This window comes from Carnobacterium divergens (assembly GCF_900258435.1).
Lineage (GTDB): Bacteria > Bacillota > Bacilli > Lactobacillales > Carnobacteriaceae > Carnobacterium > Carnobacterium divergens_A.
In genome coordinates, this window is record NZ_LT992558.1 from 1,332,135 (window position 1) to 1,354,512 (window position 22,378).

Annotated in this window: 20 protein-coding genes; 15 read left to right on the forward strand and 5 right to left on the reverse strand. The window is 34.9% G+C overall.

Going from position 1 to position 22,378, the window contains the following annotated elements; all coding sequences use genetic code 11:
• The first annotated feature begins 93 nt into the window (after positions 1 to 93).
• The 5 genes from CDIMF43_RS06780 (at position 94) to CDIMF43_RS06800 (ending at position 5,980) form a co-directional block, all read left to right on the forward strand.
• The gene (locus CDIMF43_RS06780) at positions 94 to 1,128 is read left to right on the forward strand and encodes a M42 family metallopeptidase (RefSeq protein ID WP_074402979.1); all 1,035 of its coding nucleotides are present in this window, start codon (positions 94 to 96) and stop codon (positions 1,126 to 1,128) included.
• A gap of 19 nt (positions 1,129 to 1,147) precedes the next feature.
• Complete coding sequence (locus tag CDIMF43_RS06785; RefSeq protein WP_074402978.1) at positions 1,148 to 2,260, forward strand: AI-2E family transporter; 1,113 nt, start codon at positions 1,148 to 1,150, stop codon at positions 2,258 to 2,260.
• 253 nt (positions 2,261 to 2,513) lie between these two features.
• Entirely contained in the window at positions 2,514 to 3,869 is a 1,356-nt protein-coding gene (locus CDIMF43_RS06790; protein WP_109841554.1) for an FAD-dependent oxidoreductase, read from the forward strand.
• 131 nt (positions 3,870 to 4,000) lie between these two features.
• Entirely contained in the window at positions 4,001 to 4,579 is a 579-nt protein-coding gene (locus CDIMF43_RS06795; RefSeq protein ID WP_109841555.1) for a thermonuclease family protein, read from the forward strand.
• Between the two features lie 90 nt (positions 4,580 to 4,669).
• Complete coding sequence (locus tag CDIMF43_RS06800; RefSeq protein WP_074402975.1) at positions 4,670 to 5,980, forward strand: hemolysin family protein; 1,311 nt, start codon at positions 4,670 to 4,672, stop codon at positions 5,978 to 5,980.
• Between the two features lie 52 nt (positions 5,981 to 6,032).
• Here the strand turns inward: CDIMF43_RS06800 and CDIMF43_RS06805 are convergent, their stop codons facing one another.
• Positions 6,033 to 6,356 carry a hypothetical protein gene (locus tag CDIMF43_RS06805; protein ID WP_109841556.1) on the reverse strand — a complete coding sequence of 108 codons (324 nt, stop codon included), beginning with the start codon at positions 6,354 to 6,356 and terminating at the stop codon, positions 6,033 to 6,035.
• A 344-nt stretch (positions 6,357 to 6,700) separates the two neighbouring features.
• Between CDIMF43_RS06805 and CDIMF43_RS06810 the strand changes: the two genes are divergently transcribed.
• Positions 6,701 to 8,278, forward strand: coding sequence for a peptide chain release factor 3 (locus tag CDIMF43_RS06810; RefSeq protein WP_074402973.1), 1,578 nt, complete (start codon positions 6,701 to 6,703; stop codon positions 8,276 to 8,278).
• Between the two features lie 163 nt (positions 8,279 to 8,441).
• Here CDIMF43_RS06810 and CDIMF43_RS06815 read toward each other — a convergent pair whose 3' ends face one another.
• The gene (locus tag CDIMF43_RS06815) at positions 8,442 to 8,717 is read right to left on the reverse strand and encodes a hypothetical protein (protein ID WP_074402972.1); all 276 of its coding nucleotides are present in this window, start codon (positions 8,715 to 8,717) and stop codon (positions 8,442 to 8,444) included.
• A gap of 238 nt (positions 8,718 to 8,955) precedes the next feature.
• Complete coding sequence (locus CDIMF43_RS06820; protein WP_034570346.1) at positions 8,956 to 9,234, reverse strand: DUF1827 family protein; 279 nt, start codon at positions 9,232 to 9,234, stop codon at positions 8,956 to 8,958.
• Positions 9,235 to 9,439: 205 nt separating this feature from the next.
• Here CDIMF43_RS06820 and CDIMF43_RS06825 point away from each other — a divergent pair, with 205 nt between their 5' ends.
• On the forward strand, positions 9,440 to 10,810 hold the full coding sequence (locus CDIMF43_RS06825) for a TrkH family potassium uptake protein (RefSeq protein WP_109841557.1): 1,371 nt from the start codon (positions 9,440 to 9,442) through the stop codon (positions 10,808 to 10,810).
• 42 nt (positions 10,811 to 10,852) lie between these two features.
• Here the strand turns inward: CDIMF43_RS06825 and CDIMF43_RS06830 are convergent, their stop codons facing one another.
• Positions 10,853 to 13,084 (reverse strand): ATP-dependent Clp protease ATP-binding subunit, encoded by a 2,232-nt coding sequence (locus CDIMF43_RS06830; protein WP_109841558.1) that lies wholly within the window; start codon positions 13,082 to 13,084, stop codon positions 10,853 to 10,855.
• Between the two features lie 188 nt (positions 13,085 to 13,272).
• On the opposite strand from CDIMF43_RS06830, the gene CDIMF43_RS06835 reads away from it, so the two are divergent.
• The 8 genes from CDIMF43_RS06835 to CDIMF43_RS06870 all read left to right on the forward strand — a co-directional run bounded on the left by CDIMF43_RS06835 (position 13,273) and on the right by CDIMF43_RS06870 (position 20,848).
• Positions 13,273 to 14,091 (forward strand): hypothetical protein, encoded by an 819-nt coding sequence (locus tag CDIMF43_RS06835; protein WP_109841559.1) that lies wholly within the window; start codon positions 13,273 to 13,275, stop codon positions 14,089 to 14,091.
• A gap of 8 nt (positions 14,092 to 14,099) precedes the next feature.
• Complete coding sequence (locus CDIMF43_RS06840) at positions 14,100 to 14,282, forward strand: hypothetical protein (RefSeq protein WP_074403114.1); 183 nt, start codon at positions 14,100 to 14,102, stop codon at positions 14,280 to 14,282.
• Between the two features lie 155 nt (positions 14,283 to 14,437).
• Positions 14,438 to 14,704 (forward strand): phosphocarrier protein HPr, encoded by a 267-nt coding sequence (locus CDIMF43_RS06845; RefSeq protein ID WP_034570333.1) that lies wholly within the window; start codon positions 14,438 to 14,440, stop codon positions 14,702 to 14,704.
• Positions 14,704 to 16,425 carry a phosphoenolpyruvate--protein phosphotransferase gene (gene ptsP, locus CDIMF43_RS06850; RefSeq protein WP_109841560.1) on the forward strand — a complete coding sequence of 574 codons (1,722 nt, stop codon included), beginning with the start codon at positions 14,704 to 14,706 and terminating at the stop codon, positions 16,423 to 16,425. Before CDIMF43_RS06845 ends, ptsP begins: the two co-directional genes overlap by 1 nt.
• 270 nt (positions 16,426 to 16,695) lie before the next feature.
• A complete protein-coding gene (locus CDIMF43_RS06855) occupies positions 16,696 to 17,865 on the forward strand; it encodes a glycosyltransferase family 4 protein (RefSeq protein ID WP_074402967.1) in 1,170 nt (389 codons plus the stop codon).
• A 25-nt stretch (positions 17,866 to 17,890) separates the two neighbouring features.
• Entirely contained in the window at positions 17,891 to 18,943 is a 1,053-nt protein-coding gene (locus CDIMF43_RS06860) for a glycosyltransferase family 4 protein (RefSeq protein WP_109841561.1), read from the forward strand.
• Positions 18,916 to 19,935 (forward strand): lysylphosphatidylglycerol synthase transmembrane domain-containing protein, encoded by a 1,020-nt coding sequence (locus CDIMF43_RS06865; RefSeq protein WP_109841562.1) that lies wholly within the window; start codon positions 18,916 to 18,918, stop codon positions 19,933 to 19,935. Before CDIMF43_RS06860 ends, CDIMF43_RS06865 begins: the two co-directional genes overlap by 28 nt.
• A 25-nt stretch (positions 19,936 to 19,960) precedes the next feature.
• Entirely contained in the window at positions 19,961 to 20,848 is an 888-nt protein-coding gene (locus CDIMF43_RS06870; protein WP_109841563.1) for an NAD(P)-dependent oxidoreductase, read from the forward strand.
• Positions 20,849 to 20,884: 36 nt separating this feature from the next.
• On the opposite strand, the gene CDIMF43_RS06875 is transcribed toward CDIMF43_RS06870, so the two are convergent.
• Positions 20,885 to 22,057, reverse strand: a complete 1,173-nt coding sequence (locus CDIMF43_RS06875; protein WP_109841564.1) for a pyridoxal phosphate-dependent aminotransferase — start codon at positions 22,055 to 22,057, stop codon at positions 20,885 to 20,887.
• Positions 22,058 to 22,378 lie beyond the last annotated feature (321 nt).

Sequence of the window (22,378 nt, forward strand, 5' to 3'; positions counted from 1 at the left end):
CTAAATGATTTCTCAGACTTTAGGCGGTTTATTTATGAATAAATTAATGTATACTATAATAAGTGTATGAAATTTTAGATAGGGGTTTGAAAAATGGAAAAAACAACAATTAAATGGGTGGAAACGTTAACAACTATCCCTTCACCTACTGGAAATACTTATGAAATTATCAACTATATCAAGACGTATCTTGAAACACTTGGATATGAAACAAAAGTTAATCGTAAAGGGAGTTTAATTGTCACTGTTAAGGGCACTAATCATGAACAACATCGTTTTGTGACGGCTCACGTTGACACGCTAGGCGCAATGGTAAGAGGAATTAAGCCTGACGGACGCTTAAAACTAGATTTAGTTGGTGGGTTTAAATACAATGCAATCGAAGGAGAATACTGCCAAATCCAAACGACCCATGGAAAAACCTATAGCGGGACAATTTTAATGCACCAAACGAGCGTTCATGTGTATAAAGATGCAGGCACTGCGGAACGCAATCAAGAAAATATGGAAGTACGAGTAGATGAAAAAGTTCGCTCTAAAGAAGAAACAGAAAAACTAGGGATTCAAGTAGGAGATTTTGTTAGTTTTGATCCACGAACAGAAATTACAAAAGCAGGTTTTATTAAATCACGTCATTTAGACGATAAGGTTAGTGTGGCTATTTTACTTCAATTGTTAACAAAATTAAAAAAAGAACAACTTAGTCTGCCACATACAACCCACTTCTTTATTTCAAATAACGAAGAAATTGGGTATGGTGGAAATTCAAATATTAACGATAAGGTAGTAGAGTATCTAGCTGTTGATATGGGAGCGATGGGAGACGATCAACAAACCGATGAATACTCAGTTTCAATTTGTGTTAAAGATGGTAGCGGACCGTATCATTATGAATTGAGAAAGCAATTAACTGAGTTATGTGAAGCGAATCAAATTCCTTATCAATTGGATATTTATCCTTATTATGGCAGTGATGCATCTGCTGCAATGCGAGCTGGAGCGGATGTTAAACATGCTTTGATTGGTGCAGGCATTGATTCAAGTCATGCTTACGAACGAACACATGAAGAATCAATTGTTGCAACTGAACAATTAGTTGAAGCGTATTTATTTACTAAAATAATTTAAAAGGGGTAGTAAAAATTATATGGAGTTATTTAAAAAATCAAGTTTAATGTTTTGGAGTATCTGGTTACTTGTTATTGCTGTGTTAATATTTATTTGTACAAAGATTGATTTTCTCTTTGCACCTGTTGGAACGTTCATTTCAACCTTATTTGCTCCAATCGTGATTGCTGGGTTTTTATATTATATGCTGAATCCATTGATTCATTTACTAGAAAAAATGAAAATAAAGCGAGGGTATGGAATTGCCATTATTTTCTTGTTATTAATTGGCGGACTGGTCTTTTTAGCAATGGCTGTCATTCCCAACTTAGTGAGTCAAATTGGACAACTGGTTAACAATGTTCCAAAGTATTTAAAAGATTTAGAATCAAGTTCCAATGATCTAATCAATCAAGGTTGGTTAAAAGATTTAAAACTTGAAGAAAAATTACAAAGTTCTGACTTTTCGATTGAAAAAATTGCAAAAAATGTTTTTAGTGGTGTCACAAGTAGTGTAGGCTCCATCGTTGGGGCGGTAACAAACATGACAATCGTCGTATTGACAGTCCCAATTGTCTTGTTCTATATGTTTAAAGACGGTGATAAATTTGGCCCCTCTGTTACAAAATTTGTTCCCTCTGATTATCGAGATAAAGTAAGTGAGTTATTGTCACAAATGAGCAATACAATTGCTTCTTATATTAGTGGACAAGCGCTAGTTTGTTTATTTGTTGGAACCTTTACCTTTGTAGGATATCTCATTATTGATTTGCCTTATGGTTTCTTGTTAGGTTTTATTGCTGGAATTACAAATATTATTCCTTTTATCGGTCCTTACATTGGGATTGCACCTGCATTAATTATTGGTTTTATCGATTCGCCTTTCAAAGCAATTCTAGTGTGTGTGGTTGTTCTAATAGTTCAACAAATTGATAGCAATCTAATTTCTCCGAATGTAATCGGCAAAACATTAGCGATTCATCCCTTAACAATTATTATTATTTTGTTGGTTGCTGGAAATATTGCTGGGATTATTGGCATGATTTTAGGAGTCCCATTCTATGCAGTAACAAAAACAGTTATTTTATATGTGTACGATATCTTAAAGCTTCGAAAAGAACATCGAATGACTGAAACAAAACTAGATAAATGAAAAAATGAGGACTATTTAATCAAATAGTCCTCATTTTTTATGATTAAATAGATTGTGCATAGAATCACTATTGTAAGCGTTTTTTTAATTATCTAACAAACTGTTATTTTAACTAGAAGTAAAAAATTATCAAAACGATAGGTTTTATAATAGATTTCTAAATCACTTTGTGATATAGTTACTTTGTAATAATGATTATTATTATCAATTAGCTTATGTTGGTTGGTATCAAATACAAGGAGGAATTCACCTTATGAAAGTAGTAGTAGTAGGATGTACACATGCAGGTACAGCAGCGGTTAAAACGATTTTAAATGAACAACCAGATGCGTCAGTATCGGTGTTTGAACGTAATGATAATGTTTCCTTTTTATCATGTGGGATTGCATTATATGTTGGTGGAGTTGTGAAAGATCCAGCAGGTTTATTTTATTCAAGTCCAGAAGAACTTGCTTCTATGGGCGCAGAAATCAACATGGAACACAATGTGAAAAATATCGATAATGAGAATAAAGTTGTCTTAATTGAGAATTTAAAAACAGGTGAAACATTTGAAGAAACCTATGATAAACTAGTAATGACAACTGGCTCTTGGCCAATTATTCCTCCAATTGATGGAATCAATAGTGAAAACATTCTTTTATGTAAAAACTATAACCAAGCAAATGAAATTATTAAAGAATCGAAAAATGCAGAAAAAATCGTCATTGTTGGTGGTGGCTATATTGGAATTGAATTAGTTGAGGCATTTGCAGAATCTGGCAAGCAAGTGACGCTAGTTGATGGATTAGATCGTATTTTAAACAAATATTTAGATGCTGAATTCACTTCTGTTTTAGAGCATGATTTAAAAGAAAGAGGCGTTACGCTAGCTTTAAACCAAACAGTCGAGAAATTTGTTGCCAATGAATCAGGTGCTGTGACAGCTGTGAAAACACCTGTTGGAGAATATGAGGCTGATTTAGTTATTTTATGTGTTGGATTTAAACCTAATACAGATTTATTAAAAGGTAAAATAGAGATGTTGCCAAATGGTGCCATCGTTGTAGATGAATATATGAGAACAAGTGATGAAGCGATTTTTGCTGCTGGCGATAGTTGCGCGGTTCATTATAATCCAACTGGAGGCTCTGCATATATTCCGTTAGCTACAAATGCAGTTAGAATGGGAGCTTTAGTTGGGAAAAATATTGTTTCTCCAACAGTTAAATATCGTGGCACGCAAGCAACTTCTGGTTTATATTTATTTGGTTTTAATATAGGTTCAACCGGATTGACAGAAAACAGCGCTCCTCATTTTGGGGTAGAGGTTCGTTCAGTAGTTGTAGAAGATAATTATCGCCCAGAGTTTATGCCAACAACAGAAAAAGTAACAATGAAATTAGTTTATGAAGTAGGGACGAATCGGATTGTTGGAGGTCAAATCATGTCAAAATATGATGTGACACAATCTGCCAATACGTTATCTTTATGTGTTCAAAATAAAATGACGATTGAGGATTTGGCTTATGTAGATTTCTTCTTCCAACCTCACTTTGACCGTCCTTGGAACTATTTAAATATTTTAGCGCAAGCTGCTGTTGAGCAAGAGCGTAAACAAGCAAAATAAAATGAACTATATATAGGAAGCTAAAGATTCAGTTCTTTGAATCTTTAGCTTTTTTATGATATTTTTTTAATTTCAATTTTGGCATAAATTATGATAAAGTAAAAACAGCTTTTTAAAAAAGGAGTGAAAATATGAAAAAAAGAAATCAAGTTTTTGCTTCTATTGTAACCATTATATTGATTGGAATAGGTGCTTTTTTTGTTACAGATGATGAACAAACAAAAGGTCCAAGTGAAGATACAAAACGAACAGCAGTTGAATTGGAGAGAGTCGTTGACGGGGACACGATTATTATGAGAGAAGAAGGCGAGCGAAAACGAATGCGTTTGTTGCTAGTGGATACGCCAGAAAGTAACACTCAAAAAACTGGAAAAGCACAGCCATTTGGTAAAGAAGCCAAAGAATTTTTAACGGAGTATTTAAAAGGCAAGAAATTGTCAATTGTTTACGATCCAAATCATGATGCCGTTGATCAATACAATCGAGTGTTGGCTTATTTGTATGCAGATGATGAATTAGTCGAAGAAGTTCTTGTAAGAGAAGGACTAGCTCGAGTAGGCTATTTTAATGGGAAAGAACTTTATTATGATATTATCCATCAGGCAGAAAAAGATGCAAAAGCGGACCGAAAGAATATCTGGTCAATCAAAGATTATGTTGGAAAAAAAGGATTTAATGAGGTGAAACAGGAAAGTTACACCAGTTATTAATATCTGGTCAAAGATTGTCAAACTTCGTTAGATGTGCTATGATTGAATTCACTAAAAATATCAAGAATAGAAAGAGGAGTGGATGTTTGAATGACCCCTGACCCTGGTAGTCAGTCGATTGTAGGACAGTTGATTTTAATTTTAGCTTTAACGTTTTTAAATGCTTTTTTTGCCTCCGCAGAAATAGCGTTAGTTTCTCTTAATAAGAATAAAATGGAAAACCAAGCAAATGAGGGCGATCGCAAAGCGCAAAAGTTAGTAAAGCTGCTTGAAAACCCAAATAGTTTTTTAGCAACAATCCAAGTAGGAATTACATTGGCAGGATTCTTTTCCAGTGCATCGGCGGCAACGAGTATTGCCACCAGATTGGAACCTGTTTTTAATTATGAACCTTGGGCTAAAGAGGTTTCTATTATTATTGTTACCGTTGTTTTATCTTATGTAACTTTGGTTTTTGGAGAATTGTATCCAAAAAGAATTGCGATGCAAAAAGCAGAAGAAGTTTCTAAAATGAGTGTTGGCATTATATCATTGATTGAAAAACTAATGAAGCCTTTTGTAGCCTTTCTTTCCTTTTCGACAAACATTCTGGTGAAACTGACACCGATGGAAATCGATTTTAACGAAGATAAATTAACAAGAGAAGAAATGCGTTTTATAATTGAAAGCGGTCAAAAAGACGGTGTGTTAGAAGCTTCTGAATTTCACATGTTAAAAGGTGTCTTTTCGTTAGATACTAAAATGGCAAGAGAAATTATGGTTCCAAGAACCGATACATTTATGATTGACATCAACGATAGTGACGATTTGAATATTGATTTGTTACTAGACTGTAAATATTCAAGAGTTCCTGTTTATGAAGAAGATAAAGATAAAATCATTGGCGTGATTCATTTAAAAAATATTTTAAAAGAGGCAAGAAGAGTTGGCTTTGAAAACTTAATTGTTAAAAATACCATCAATGAAGCTTTATTTGTTCCAGAAACTATTTTTACAGATGATTTGTTATTTGAATTAAAAAAGACTCAAAATCAAATGGCGATTCTTTTAGACGAGTATGGCGGAGTAGTTGGAATAGTAACGCTAGAAGATTTAGTAGAAGAAATCGTTGGTGAGATTGAAGATGAGTATGATGAAATCTCAGATTTATATGCTAAAATCGATGACGGAAGCTATCTTGTACAAGGCAGAATGCCAATTGAAAAGTTCAATGATCTATTTGAAGTCGAAATTGAAGGAAAAGATGTCGATACAATTGCCGGATACATGTTGACGGAGCTTGGAACCATTCCTGCACAAGGCGAGCATTTAACCTTAGTAACTGATTCGATTGAATTGACCACCCAAGAAGTAGAAAGTTCAAGGTTAGTCAGTATTTTGGTCAAACCTTTAGCGATGTAACTAAAGAAACCAGTAAACATTCCCTTGTTTACTGGTTTTTTTATCTAAGTAGTTAACTAAAAGCATCTCTTATAATAGTCACAAAAAAATTCATGTATCCGGATAAAATAGCTTTAAAACTCATGGTAAAGTAATGACGAATAGCAATTGAAAAATCAAAAAGTTCTCGATAGCTGATTTCTAAAAGATCTGCTTCTTTTGCTTGTTGAAACATATAGTGCAATTGATCTTTGATGTTGTCCCCAAAAGCTGTAAACATCGAACGCAATTGATCTTCCGTTTTCAAAATATATTCTTTTTGATACCAACCATCACTAAGTTCATTTTTATAAAGTTCAATAAAATTTGCACTAATTTGATGGGATGTTTCTAACATCAAATCGCCTCCTACTATAATAAATAGTTTAACTAAATGATAACCATAAGTCTGTTCTTTCTAATGAAAAAAAGAAAAAAGACATAAACTTTGTTGAAAAATAAGAAACTTCAAAAATTGGTATTCAAAAAGGGGGAGAAAATGTTATAATAGTTGAGTTAATGCGTTTTTTTTTAATAGTTTAAATAAAAACCAACAGAATCAAACATCTGCTTCATAAAATAACTAATAAAAATGAGGAACATTCCAATGTAGCTGATTACTATAAATAAAAAAAGAACGAACTAGTTGTAAACTAACAAAAGAAGGCTAAAATAAAAAAACAATTAAATGAGGGATTATTGATGGATCAAAAATTAAAAGAAGAAGTACAATCGCGCAAAACCTTTGCGATTATTTCCCATCCAGATGCAGGGAAAACAACCATTACAGAACAATTACTATTGTTTGGTGGTGCGATTCGTCAAGCAGGAACAGTTAAAGGAAAAAAATCAGGTAAGTTTGCAAAATCTGATTGGATGGAAATTGAAAAACAACGTGGAATCTCAGTAACAAGTTCTGTGATGCAATTCGATTACGATGGAAAACGCATCAATATTTTAGATACACCAGGACATGAGGATTTTTCTGAAGATACGTATCGTACGTTAATGGCAGTAGATAGTGCTGTGATGGTTATCGACAGTGCTAAAGGGATAGAACCACAAACAAAAAAACTATTTAAAGTTTGTCGGATGCGTGGGATTCCTATTTTTACTTTTATCAATAAGTTGGATCGTGATGGACAAGAGCCATTGGATTTATTAGCAGAACTTGAAGAAGTATTAGAGATCGATTCATACCCAATGAATTGGCCAATCGGTATGGGAAAAGGGCTACTTGGTTTATATGACAACTATCATAAAAAAATTGAGATTCATCGTCCAGAAGAAAATGGTGGCGAACGATTTATCGATTTAAATGAAGATGGCGAAATTGAAGGCGATCATCCAATCAAAATGTCTACCTTATACGATCAAGCATTGGAAGACGTGGCTCTTTTAAATGAAGCAGGCAATAGCTTTTCTGAAGAACGAGTAGCCAATGGCGAGTTAACTCCAGTCTTTTTCGGTTCAGCGTTGACAAACTTTGGTGTCGAAACCTTCTTGAATACCTATTTAGACTTTGCGCCAAGCCCAACTGCCCATCGGGATGAAGATGGCGAGGCGATTAGTCCTTACAGCGATGAATTTTCTGGCTTTATTTTCAAAATTCAAGCGAATATGAATCCAGCTCACCGTGACCGGATTGCCTTTGTTCGAATTTGCTCAGGTGAATTTGATCGTGGCATGGATGTAACGCTAGCGCGGACAAATAAAAAAATTAAATTAGGCAATTCAACTCAGTTTATGGCTGAAAGTCGAGAAACGGTTCAAAAGGCCGTAGCAGGAGATATTATTGGGTTATACGATACAGGGAATTTTCAAATTGGCGATACGTTATATGCTGGGAAAATGAATGTTCAGTATGAAAAATTGCCACAATTTACACCAGAAATGTTTATGAAAGTAAACGCTAAAAATGTGATGAAACAAAAATCATTCCATAAAGGCGTAAATCAATTAGTTCAAGAAGGTGCGATTCAGTTGTACCGTACGTTCCATACGGAAGATTATATTCTTGGAGCGGTTGGACAGTTGCAATTTGAAGTATTCCAATATCGGATGCTACATGAGTACAATGCAGAAGTGATAATGACACCAATGGGTTCAAAAATTGCTCGTTGGATTAAGCCAGAAGATTTGGATGAGAATATGTCATCCAGTCGAAACTTGCTTGTTAAGGATCGTCACGACCAACCATTATTCCTATTTGAAAATCAATTTGCAATGCGTTGGTTTGCCGATAAGTATCCAGATATTGAATTAAGTTCATTACTGTAAGAGTTAATTATTAGTGTTGATTGCTTTTATAGAAGTCCTTTTTTATCGAAAGTTGATAAAAAAGGATTTTTTTCTGATTTTTAAAAGGATGTTCCGTATATAAAAAGCCACTTAAGTTTATAAGTGGCTAAGGGGTTCCTAGAATAAGCTGAGTAGGAGTGAGTTATTTAAGCGTCTTGTTTTCTTTTTCCCATTCGATTATAAATTGGGACAAAGAAATAGTAATTACTTTTTTTAGTGACACCTCAACTTTTTCGATGTGGTGTGGGATTGAATTCATAGAGAGCGTTTCTTCAGAAAGACGAAGTAATAGAGCTTGAGTGTCGCCAAAATTCTTTTCAGAATAGAGAATACCGACTTCTCCAAATTCATTTGTTAAGACAGAAAGAACTTTAGGTGCATGAAGCGTCCATCCATAGGCTAAATTAAATGTATTCATAATTATTCCTCCTTTTTTAATTAATTATACTACATAGTTTATATAACTGTGAATCAATAATTGAGAAAGAAAAAAACTGTGTAATCGATTCGTTTTAAATGAACGTTCGTTTGCGGTTCGTTAAAGCGTAAGGAACGGAATGAATTGATTTTTAAAGTACCCTTAAGTAGACAAGTTTCTTAAATAATAAAAAACAGAGAACTTCTATACTAATAGAAGTTCTCTGTTTTTTGTTATTTTATGCAGTTGCAAGTGACACTTCAACTAAATTTGGGGATTGTAAAATATCCACTTGTTCAGGGGTTGAATTAAGTATTTCCGAAATAGCATAACTAATTTCATTGTTTTTAATTTGGCGCTCTTTGTTGGTTAGAACAACATCTTTATGTGTATCTGCTCCAGAAAAAATAACCGTTGTAGGGCCTAGCGAATAAACTTTGATAAAAGTAGCATCTGTGTTGCCCAATTGTTCAGCTACTAATGAAGAGTGGTTATTTGTTACATCAATTAATTTCATCTCTCATCACCTCATTTTATAAAATCGCTTACTTTCAACTATTATATAACTTTTTAGCATTGATTTCAAAGATAATCGCTTGCTAGTTTTACTAGGACGCTCATATTTTAATTAAAATATGATATGATAGGAATCAAGTGTTTTACTTTCTCCTGTAGGGGTTAAAAATAAGTATTCGAAGGACTACAAGAAGGGTGGCAGGAAGTTGCAACGTAAAAAAATAGTTCCTTATTTAGTTAGTCGTTTTTCATCTATTCAAATTATTGTGTCATTTTATTTTATGGCTGTTTTGGTTGCAGCTATTTTATTAAGCTTGCCAATTTTTCAAAAGCCTGGTGTTCATCTCTCATTCATTGATATTTTATTTACGGCAGTGAGTACGATTAGTGTAACTGGATTGAGTACCATTGATTTAGGCGAAACGTATAATCGAGGTGGAATTGCTTTGTTAGGCATTTTATTTCAGCTTGGAAGTTTAGGGATCATGATGATCTCTACCTCTTTTTTTATTTTATCAAAAAAAAGAATTTCATTGAAACAGCGTCAATTGATTATGACAGATATGAACCAACCTAATTTAAGTGGAATTGTGCGGTTGATTCGCAATGCGTTGGGTATTATCATTGGGTTTCAGTTAGTTGGTGGAATTATTCTTAGTCTGCATTTTCTGGGGTACTACGACTCAATCAAAGATGCGCTTTTTTATGGGTTTTATACGGCAGTTTCGGCAGTTACCAATTCAGGTGCTGATATTACTGGGAATTCTTTAATGGATTTTTCAACAGATTACTTTGTACAGTTAATTGTGATGTTTTTAATCGTTGTTGGTGGAATTGGTTTTCCTGTTTTAATTGAGATTAAGGCATTTTTTAAATACCGTAAAAAACCTCATGATCTGCCTTTTCGTTTTTCGTTGTTTACTAAATTATCCGTTTATTCATTTCTTATTTTATTTATTTTAGGAACGGTATTGATTTGGTTGTTGGAATCGAGTGGGTTCTTTAAAGGGATGAATTTTACAGAAAGTGCGTTTTATGCGATGTTTTATTCGGTGAGTACAAGGAACGCTGGGTTAGTAACAACCCCAATTAGCAACTTTAGCGATGGGACATTGTTATTGTTTTCTGTATTGATGTTTATCGGTGCAAGTCCGAGTTCGGTTGGTGGAGGAGTAAGAACAACCACTTTAGCAATTGTGGTGCTTTACTTGTTCTCATTTATTAGAAGTCGCGAAAACATTAATATTTTTGGACGTAGAATTCATAATGATGATGTGAAAAAATCGATCGTTGTACTGAACTTGTCGATTGCGCTTTGCTTTTTTAGTGTACTGGTTTTAAGTGTTACGGAAAAGCATAGTTTGATTTCGATTATTGTTGAAGTTTCCTCTGCGTTTGGAACTACCGGTTTGTCGATGGGCATTACGTCAAGTTTGAGCTTATTTGGTCAGTTGGTGATTATCCTTTTAATGTTTATTGGTCGAGTCGGGATGCTATACATGCTGATGTTGCTTGTTCCAAAAGAGAAAGAAGATTTAAATTATTTGTATCCGACAGAAAAAATTATTATTGGATAAAATAGAAAAGACACGCTCATCATTAAATGGCGTGTCTTTTTTTTACTCTTCTATTTTCACGATTTCTTCTGGTGGTGTAGCAGGAAGCTTTTCTTTTTGAGCAACCACGATTTCAGATTGATCATTTAAATGAGCGGAAAGCTCTTTAATGGTTGGATGATCTAAATAGAAATCGGCAATTTTATCTTCAATCTGTTCTTGAATAACACGACGTAAAGGTCTTGCACCCATTTTTGGATCGTACCCTAGAGTGGTTAGTTTTTCTTTTACAGCTTCGTCTGCCACAATTGAAATTCCTTGATCTTTAAGCATGTTATTAACGTCTTGTAACATTAAATCAACGATTTGGATCAGATGGGTTTTATCTAGCTGATTGAATTCAACAATCGCATCAAAACGATTGATAAATTCTGGTTTAAAGAAATCGGTTAAATGATTTAAAACAGAATGTTGATTGCCACTTGATGTGGCACCAAATCCAACACTTGCTTCAACCACACCTGTACCAGCATTACTTGTCATGATAATGATCGTGTCTTTAAAGCTTATGGTGCGCCCTTGAGCATCCGTTAGACGTCCGTCATCCAGAATTTGTAGAAACATGTGTAAAACATCTGGATGTGCTTTTTCAATCTCATCTAGCAAAATAATGCTATAGGGGTTTCTACGCACTTTTTCAGTTAATTGACCCGCTTCATCATAACCAACGTAACCAGGAGGAGAACCAATCAGTTTAGCGACACTGTGTTTTTCCATGTATTCACTCATATCAAAGCGAATCAGCGAATCTTTGGTGCCAAATAATTCAGATGACAGTTGTTTGGCTAATTCTGTTTTCCCAACGCCTGTTGGTCCAACAAATAGGAAAGAGCCAATCGGGCGGTCTTTTTTATTTAAGCCGATTCTGCTACGACGAATGGCTTTTGAAACTTTCTCAATTGCTTCGTCTTGTCCAATAACGTGACCTTTTAAATCATTTGCCAAGTTGCGCAATTGAGTTTGTTCTTTTTCTTTGATATCGCCAACTGGAATGTTTGTTTTCATTTCAATGATTTGCTCCATGTCTTTTTCAGTAACAACGGGTTTATCTGATTCAGGTTGTTGCTGATCTCGCATGGCAGAGAATTTAGCTGCTTGATCTCGGTAGAAGGCTGCCTTTTCATAATCTTCTGCTTGCAAGGCGATTTGTTTTTGACGAGCAGCATCGGCAATTTTATCTTCAATCATTTGAGGATCAACGGTTTGGATTGTCAAATTCTTTTTAGAACCAGATTCATCTAATAAATCAATGGCTTTATCTGGTAAGAAGCGGTCTTGAATATAGCGATGAGAAAGTGTAACAGCATTTTTAATGGCTTCATCTGTGTAATGAACTTGATGGTAGTCTTCGTATTTCTTTTGAATCCCTTTTAAAATTGTGATGGCTTCATCAACTGTTGGCTCATTGACACGAACAGGTTGCATTCTTCTTTCTAACGCTGCATCTTTTTCAATCGTACGATATTCTTTTAAGGTAGTAGCTCCTACCATTTGTAGTTCGCCACGTGCCAGTGCAGGTTTTAACATATTGCCAGCATCCATACTACCTTCAGCGCTACCAGCACCTACTATTTCGTGAACTTCATCAATAAACAGAATGATTTGTGGATTTTTCTTTAATTCATCCATCAATTGTTGCATTCTTTCTTCAAATTGTCCTCGAATTCCTGTTCCTTGAACAAGACTAGCTACATCTAAGCGAATCACTTCTTTATTGGTTAATTTTTGAGGAACTTCGCTATTAACGATTTTTTGCGCCAATCCTTCAACTACTGCAGTTTTACCTACACCTGGTTCACCAATCAAGACAGGGTTATTTTTAGTCCGACGATTTAAAATTTCAATGACGCGTTCAATTTCAGTGTCACGTCCAATTACAGGGTCAATTTCGCCTTTACGAGCTAAATCAGTTAAGTTGGTTCCATATTCTCCTAGCAACCCCTTTTGTTTGCCTTGAGGAGGGACATTATTTCCTCCGCGTCCGCCACTTTGAGTAGGAGGAGTAGCAGATTGATTTGAAAGTGCTTGGTTTTGGAAGGCTTTGAAAAATTCATCTAATCCACCCATTCCAAATGGATCTGGTGTTGGTCGATTCATTTTAAGTTCACCACGTTCCTTTGCATCTTTTAATACTTGATAGCAATTTTGACATAAGTCGATTTGTCCACGTTGTCCATTCATATCTGTATATAGGTGAATTGTTGATTCAGTTTGGTTACAATTTTGACATAACATAAGTGTCACAACCTTTCAATTCATAGTAAGTTTTTAATTTATCGAAGACCAGAATCAATAATTGACCAATGCTGACCTTCTTTAGAATAGTATACACTGACCTTTACTGACTTTCAAGTGATTTGTCTTTTACTTTTGAGTGGAAATCTACTAAACTATAGAGGAGCTAGTTTTAAAGGGGTGAGTGCTTGAAAGAATTAGTCAGAACATTTTTGTTTTTCGGATTTATACTTTGTGGAATAAGTGGTCCGCTTATTTTTATTCAAGCGGATGTTCGTAACTTGCTAATCTTTTTTATCGTTTTGTTAAGTTTGGGTTTTGGATACATTGTGCTGTATGTAATTAGTGAGTATCCGGTCTGGGTAGGTTGGATGATTGTTTGTGTCGTTATTGGTGTGACTTTTAGTATTGAGTGGATTAGTATGTTTACAGATAATACTAGCTTTTTAACTCAAGAAACCATTCAAATGAATGCTTTTTTTCATCAACTTGTCCCACTAGGGATAGCCTTTATTTGGGTAATGATGATTGCGATGTCACATATTTTATGGAAGCAAATCACACGATCAATTCGTCACTGGCTTAGTCGCGGTGTTTGTTATGTATTGGGAGCTTCATTGGCCTCCTTAAGTTTAGAATTACTCTTGGCTCCGATTATTTTAAATATTAAAAGATATGACTGGTTACAAGGAGGGGACTTTATTTACGGGGCTGTTTCCTACACTGTATACTTTACGTGGGCAATGGTTATTTTACTAGTGCATACATTTATTCTGATATTTGTGGTATTATCTGATAATTGGCATAGGCAACTTGAACTAAACTCAAGGCATCAATTGATGGTAGTCGATTTTGTTTTTTCCTTATATGCACTAGGTTTAGGGCTATTTGCTAAGATGTATATGGCTTCATTTATTTTTATAACTTTTAATGGTCTTTTCACAATTGTCTATTATATGTCGAAGAAAAAACAAGAAGATGAGTGGATAAGAAAGCAGAGAAAGTAGGTGGGAAATTGACGACTGAAGAAATGAGTAAACAGATTGAACAGCTGGTAAATAAGGAAATAGAAGAGCTTTTAATCAAGAAAGAAGACTTTATTACGTTCAGAGATTGTTGGCTTAAACATCCTGAAAAAGAGCACATTATCGGAGAAGCAAAACTTTTGGGGGAAGTGGTCTACCGCTATGTTTCTTAAAAAAAGAATAAAGTAACTAAAGAAACGAAGAAAATGGTTGTAGATTATCAAAAAAAATGGTAATCTTTAAAGATGAAAGGGTTATTTTCTGTGTTGTTTATTCAAACAGAGCTAACTCTAAATAAAATAATTTTTTTTAAAGGAGACTTCTTATAATGGAAAAACGCGAATTTCATGTGGTAGCAGATACAGGGATCCATGCACGCCCAGCTACACTTTTGGTGCAATCAGCAAGTAAATTTAACTCAGATATTAACTTAGAATACAAAGGTAAATCAGTTAATCTTAAATCAATCATGGGCGTTATGTCTCTTGGTGTTGGTCAAGGTGCTGACGTTGTAATCACTGCTGAAGGCGCTGATGAAGCAGACGCAATCAATGCAATCGCAGATACAATGAAGAAAGAAGGCTTAGCTGAATAATGGTTGAAATGTTAAAAGGGATTGCGGCTAGTGATGGCGTTGCTATTGCTAAAGCATATATGCTAATTGAACCCGATTTATCATTCAACAAAATTACAGTTGAGGATTCTGATTCAGAAGTTGAACGTCTTGCAAAAGCATTAGATAAAGCAAAAGAAGAACTTGAAATGATTCGTCAAAAAGCTGTCGAAAGCTTAGGAGAAGAAGAAGCTCAAGTTTTTGATGCTCACTTAATGGTTCTGTCTGATCCAGAATTAATCGGGAGTATTGAAAGCAATATCAAAGACAATAAAGTAAATGCTGAAAGCGGATTAAAAGAAGTTACGGATATGTTTATCGGCATGTTTGAAGGTATGGAAGATAATCCTTACATGCAAGAACGTGCAGCAGATATCAAAGATGTAACGAAACGTGTTTTAAGTCATTTATTAGGTGTTAAATTACCAAGTCCTTCAATGATTAATGAAGAAGTTATCGTTGTAGCACATGATTTAACCCCAAGTGATACAGCACAACTTGATCGTAAATTTGTAAAAGCTTTTGTAACAGATATCGGTGGACGTACGTCCCACTCTGCAATTATGGCTCGTTCTCTTGAAATTCCAGCAATCGTTGGAACAAAAGAAATTACAGCTAAAGTTAAAGATGGCGATATGATTGTGATTGACGGCCTTGAAGGGGATGTACTTGTACATCCAGCTGATAGCGATGTTAAAAACTATGAAGCAAAAGCAAAAGCATTTGCAGATCAAAAAGCTGAATGGAACAAATTAAAAAATGAAGCAACCATTACTTTAGATGGCAAACACATTGAATTAGCTGCTAATATTGGAACGCCAAAAGATTTAGTTGGTGTTAAAGATAACGGTGGAGAAGCTGTTGGATTATACAGAACTGAATTCCTTTATATGGATTCACCTGATTTCCCATCAGAAGAAGATCAATTCATTGCTTATAAAGCCGTTCTTGAAGGTATGGAAGGCAAAGCGGTTGTAGTTCGTACAATGGATATTGGTGGGGATAAAGAACTTCCTTACTTAACATTGCCACACGAAATGAATCCTTTCTTAGGATATCGTGCGATTCGTATTTGTTTAGCACAACCTGATATGTTCCGTACACAGTTACGTGCATTATTACGTGCTTCTGTATTTGGTAAATTACGCATTATGTTCCCAATGATTGCAACACTTGGCGAGTTCCGTCAAGCAAAAGCAATGTTAATGGAAGAAAAAGCGAAATTGGTTTCTGAAGGAGTTGCGGTTGCAGATGATATTCAAGTAGGTATCATGATTGAAATCCCAGCTGCTGCAGTTATTGCGGATAAATTTGCTAAAGAAGTTGACTTTTTCAGTATTGGAACAAATGACTTGATTCAATACACAATGGCAGCAGACCGTATGAACGAACGCGTTTCGTACTTGTACCAACCTTATAACCCATCAATTTTACGCTTGATTAAAAACGTAATTGATGCTTCTCACAAAGAAGGAAAATGGACGGGTATGTGTGGCGAAATGGCTGGAGATCAAACAGCTGTACCATTATTAATGGGTCTTGGTTTAGATGAATTCTCTATGAGCGCTTCAAGTATCTTGAAAACTCGTAGCTTAATGAAACGTCTAGATACAACTAAAATGGCTGAATTAGCTGATAAAGCAATCAATGATTGTGATACTGCTGAAGAAGTTGTTGGATTAGTTGAGTCATACACTAAATAAATTTAGCAAAGCTTTTTAATGGAGGATTTCCCTTCATTAGAAAGCTTTTTTTAATTTGAAAAAGCGTTAAAATCTTTCAATATCCTTCAATAAAGTGTATAATTTTACTTATCATGTAGTTTTAACCATACCGAGAAAATAAGGTAGCAATTATTTATAGAAAATCAGTACTTAGGCTGATTTCAAGTGTCGCAATAAATTATACAATTAAATTCAACGTTAAAGGGTTAAAGTTTCAATTCATAGATGACTCTAAAGGAGGGAATTGTGATGAATATTGGAATCTTTACGGATACGTATTTTCCACAAGTTAGTGGAGTCGCAACATCAATTAGAACGTTAAAAGAAGAATTAGAAAAATTAGGCCATCAGGTCACTATTTTCACCACAACAGACCCTAGTGCGCCAGAGGATGAAGAAAATATTATTCGTCTTTCAAGCATTCCATTCTTTTCATTTAAAGATCGACGAATCGCGATCAGGGGCGCATATTTAGCGCTAAGGAAAGCAAAAGCATTAGAATTAGATATTATTCATACTCATACCGAGTTTAGTTTGGGGTTGACGGGGAAATATATTGCCCATAGCCTAGACATTCCTCATGTTCACACATACCATACTATGTATGAGGATTACTTACATTATATTGCAAATGGAAAAGTGGTACGACCTACACATGTGAAAGTGGTGTCGCGTTATTTTTGCAATCGAACAGTCGGCGTAATCGCGCCAAGTAAACGGGTGTTAGATCAGTTACGCCATTATGGAGTCTTACGAAATATCGAAATTATTCCAACAGGAGTTAATTTAGAAAAATTCAATCCGACGCATTCGATAAATATCCGTCAAGAATTGGGATTAGAAGAGGATGAAACAGTTATCTTATCTTTGAGTCGTCTTTCAAAAGAAAAAAATACAGAGGCTATTATCAAGGCTATGCCCGCAGTTCTATCTGAAAAACCAGAGGTGAAATTAGTAATTGTTGGAGATGGACCTTACCGTGAAACATTAGAAGAACTTGCAACTAAATTAAATATTGATAAATCCATTCTATTTTTAGGAGAGAAGCAAAGTGATGAAGTTGGGGCGTATTACCAAATGGCTAATTTATTTGTAAGTGCGTCAGAATCAGAGTCGCAAGGTCTAACCTATATTGAAGCAATCGCTTCAGGAACTGAAATTGTCGTTAAAGACAATGAATATACGAGAAGTTTGGTTCGGTCTGGTCAGTTCGGACTTGTTTTTCAAAAGGATGAAGAGTTGGCCAAAGCCATCATTGACACATTGAATAAGACCTTTGCTACAGAGCAAGCTGAACGGGACCAATTGCTGTACGATATTTCGGCTACAGCATTTGGCAAGCGAGTAGCTGATTTCTATAGTGAATCAGATGAATTGTATCAGTATGAAAAAAAAGATCAAATTAAATTAGCCAAATAATATGTTGAAAATGACGGTGAGATAAATGATAAAAATTACAATGTTTTCTTCTGCCGATAAAGTTAAAGGGCAAGGGGTTGGAAGTGCATATTTAGAATTAATGCAATTATTAAAAACACGAGCGACTGACCGCTTAGAAATTAAAGTCAATAGTTTTAAACCTACATCAATTAGCCATTATCATACAATTGATCCCCATTATTTTATAACAACTTTTTTTAGAAAACGTTTTGGTCGAAGAATTGGCTATGTGCACTTTGTACCAGATACCTTAAAAGGAAGTTTACATTTACCTAAATTTATCGAAAAAATATTGTATTGGTATGTCGTTGTTTTTTACCGTCGAATGGATCATTTAGTCGTCGTCAATCCAAGCTTTATTCCAGAATTAGAAAAATTGGGGATTGCTAAAGAAAACATTACGTACATTCCTAATTTTGTTGCAAAAAAAGATTTTTACCCGTATTCCACAGAAAAAATAAAACAGTTAAAGAAAACACATGAATTAGAGACAGATAAATTTATTGTGTTTGGGGCCGGACAAGTGCAAGAACGTAAAGGTGTTTTTGATTTTGCAAAATTAGCAGAAGAAATGCCTGACGTTCAATTCATTTGGGCTGGAGGGTTCTCTTTTGGTAAAATGACAGATGGGTATGAGAAATACAAAAAGCTGATGGATCAACCTCCAAGCAATTTAAAATTTGTGGGTATTATTGATCGAAAGGAAATGTTAGACTATTACAATTTAGCGGATGTTTTTTTGTTGCCTTCTTATAATGAGTTATTTCCAATGTGTATTTTAGAAGCTTTTTCTTCTGAAACGCCTGTATTATTAAGAGATTTACCACTGTACCGTCCAGTAATTGATGGGTATTATCAAGCAGCTAAGGATCGCGATGAAATGAAGGGAATTCTTCGTGAGTTGCAACAGAATCCTAAGGCGTATGAGACGTTAAAAAATGCTGCAATCCAAGGGAATCTTGCTTATTCTGAAGAACGACTAACAAAAGTTTGGTGTGATTTCTATCAACAACAAGAAGGAGACTCTTTATGGAAAGAAGAAATAAATGGGCGCTAGCCATCATTCTCCTAATTGGAGCGAGTGTTTTTTTCTGGGAATTTAGAGCTTTAACGCTACATGAAATAATGATTGAATTTCGACAAATTCAATGGAGTTGGATAGTTGTTGCGATTGCGTGTATGCTGTTTCAATGGGGCGTCGAGGCGAAAATTGTTCAAGGGTTACTAGAACGAGAAAATTTTAGTTATTCTTTTAAGAAATCGTATCGAATTCCATTGATTCAACATTTATTCAATTCAATCACCCCCTTTGCCAGTGGTGGTCAGCCGGCTCAATTAGTTGCATTAAAGCAAACTGGAGTCGATATTGGGGTAGGTAGTTCGGTTCTGTTAATGAAGTTTGTCGTGTATCAGGGAATGATTGTGGTTTACTTTGGTGTATGTGTATTGTTGCGCTATCATGTGTTGGTTACAGAAATTTCTAGATTAGCCGTTTTTGTTATTTTAGGATTAGTCACGCATGTCGTTGTGATTGCAGTGTTGCTTTTAATTACCTACAAAGTTGCTTTAACAAAAAAACTTATTCATTGGCTGATGAAGGTTGTTGCCATTTTTATGAATAAAGAAAAAGCCTATATATTAGAAGAAGACATTGTCTTAAAAGTAGATTCTTTTTATCAAGAAAGTCTTTATATTAGAGGGCAAACACGCTTGTTGTTAAAAACAGCTTTATTAACCGCTGTCCAATTAGCGGGTTACTTTATTGTTCCGTATTTTATTTTATTAAGTTTAGGAATCAAAGACATGGATGTTATTACGATTATTTGTATGCACGCCTTTATCGTGATGATTGTATCGCTCTTTCCGATTCCAGGTGGGTCTGGAGGAGCAGAGTACAGCTTTACACTTCTATTTGGTAGCTTTATCTTATCAGGAGAAAAATTAGCAATAGCATTACTGCTTTGGAGATTAATCACGTACTATTTAGGAATTTTATTAGGAACCATTGCATTAGGTGTTACGGGCGACTCTAAAAAAGTAAAAGAATAGATCAAGACAGAGGGGATGAAATAAAATGAAAAAAATAGGATTTGTTGGGACTGGCGTAATGGGCGCTTCAATTGTAAAGCATCTATTAAAAGCTGGCTATTCTGTGGCGGTTTATAATCGAACAAAAAGCAAAACGGATGAATTAATAGCCAAAGGTGCTCAGTGGTGCGATACACCGGCAGAAGTCACGGCGGTTAGTGATGTTATTTTTTCAATTGTTGGCTATCCAACTGATGTAGAAGAAATCTACTTAGGGAAAACTGGTATTTTCAAAACAGCTACGTCGGATAAAATTTTAATCGATATGACTACTAGCACACCAAGTTTGGCTAAAAAATTATTTGCTGAAGGTCAAAAAGCTCACATTGAAGTTTTAGATGCGCCTGTTTCTGGTGGAGACTTGGGAGCTAAAAATGGAACCTTAACGATTATGGTTGGTGGAAATGAATCAGCGTATCGTCAAGTAGAATCTATTTTTGACATTTTTTCAGGAAAAGTAAAATTACAGGGACCAGCCGGCAGTGGTCAACATACTAAAATGGCCAATCAAATTATGATAGCTGGAACAATGACTGGTATGACAGAACTTTTAGTTTATGCACAAGCAGCAGGATTAGACTTAGAAAGTGTGTTAGAAACAGTTGGTGGAGGAAGCGCTCAAAATTGGTCGTTAACAAATTATGCTCCAAGAATCTTAAAGGAAGATTTTACAGCAGGATTTTTTGTAAAGCATTTTGTGAAGGATTTAAAAATTGCATTAGATGAAGCTAAAAAAATGACAATTGAGCTCCCTGGAACGGCTCTGGCTGAAAAGTTATACGAACAACTGGAGAGTCAAGGCAATGGGAATGATGGAACACAAGCTTTGATTAAATTATGGTGGCCAGAAGGAAATGAACCTACTAAAAAATAGCAAAAAAAGCAGTCGATTTTAAATCGACTGCTTTTTTTATTTTTGTGTAAGCATATAATTTTCGAGACGTTCCATAGCAGTTTCTAATTTTTCCATACTTGCAGCATAACTTAAACGAACATAGCCTTCACCGGCTTGACCAAATGCGGATCCAGGGATAATAGCCAGTTTGTTTTTTTCGGCTAAATCAACGCAAAAGTCCATACTGTTTTGTATAAAACCAGTTGGAATTTTCGCAAAGATGTAAAAGGCGCCATTTGGACGAGCGATTTCAAATCCCATTCCCTTCATTTTTTCGTAAAGGAAGTCACGTCGTTTTAAGTATTCTACCTTCATTGGAAGGGCATCATCAATTCCCTCTGTCAAAGCAGCAGTGGCAGCTTTTTGAGCCATTGTTGTTGCACTAGTGACTAAATACTGATGAACTTTCATTAATTGTTGAACCAATTCAACAGGTGCAAAGATGAATCCAATTCGCCAACCAGTCATTGCGTGGGATTTTGAGAGACCGTTAATTAAAATAGTTTGGTCATATGCGTATTCAGCGATTGACACATGTTTGTCTCCATAAGTTAATTCACTATAGATTTCGTCACTGATGACAAAAATATTATGAGCCTTAACAGCGGATGCTATTGCTTTAACTTCCTTGCGATTGTAGGTCACACCAGTTGGGTTGCTAGGATAGTTTAAAATAATCGCTTTAACAGCCGAGCCATGTTCTTTTATTGCCGCTTCAATCATTTCTGGTGTTAAGACAAAGTCGTTAGAAGTCGTATCAATATATACTGGAGTAGCGCGCGCCAATGTAATTAAAGGTTCATAACCAGGATAAATTGGTGTTGGGACGAGAATCTTATCTCCAGGATTTAAAATAGCCAGCAAGCTAGCAGAAAGGGCTTCAGTGGCCCCAACGGTTACTAAAACTTCTGTACTTGGGGTATAGTGAACGTCGTACTTGGTTTCAATAAAATTAGCAGCAGCAATACGTAGGCTTAAGTCTCCTGCCATGCCAGTATAATGGGATTGATTTTCTTCGATGGCTTTGATACCAGCCTGTTTGACATGATCTGGAGTATTAAAGTCAGGCTCTCCCAATGTTAATTTTAACATATCTTCAATTTGAGAAACGCGCTCATCAAATTTTCGAATATCAGAAACTTCAATTTGATAGGTTTGTTGATTAAATTTTTTAGTTAATGGATTCATCAATTGTCTTCGCCCCTTTTTTAGTAATTAAGTCATTTTACCATAGAAAAGTAAAAAAATAGAAACTTTTTTAATAAATGATGGATTTATAGAGATTATTGGCTATTTTTAAATCAAATAAACTAAAAAAATTGAAAAAAATAAAAAAATAGCTTGTTTCAATACTTGTCAAAGATTATAATAAGTAATTGATTGTTACTAAGCTTTTTGACTTTTTTTAATTTCCTTATTTTTAGGAAAACTATATTTTTAATGAGAAAAGAGTTAGATTAATGCGTTTTAGTAAAAAATCTGTTAGAATAAAACTGAGCTAAGATTGAA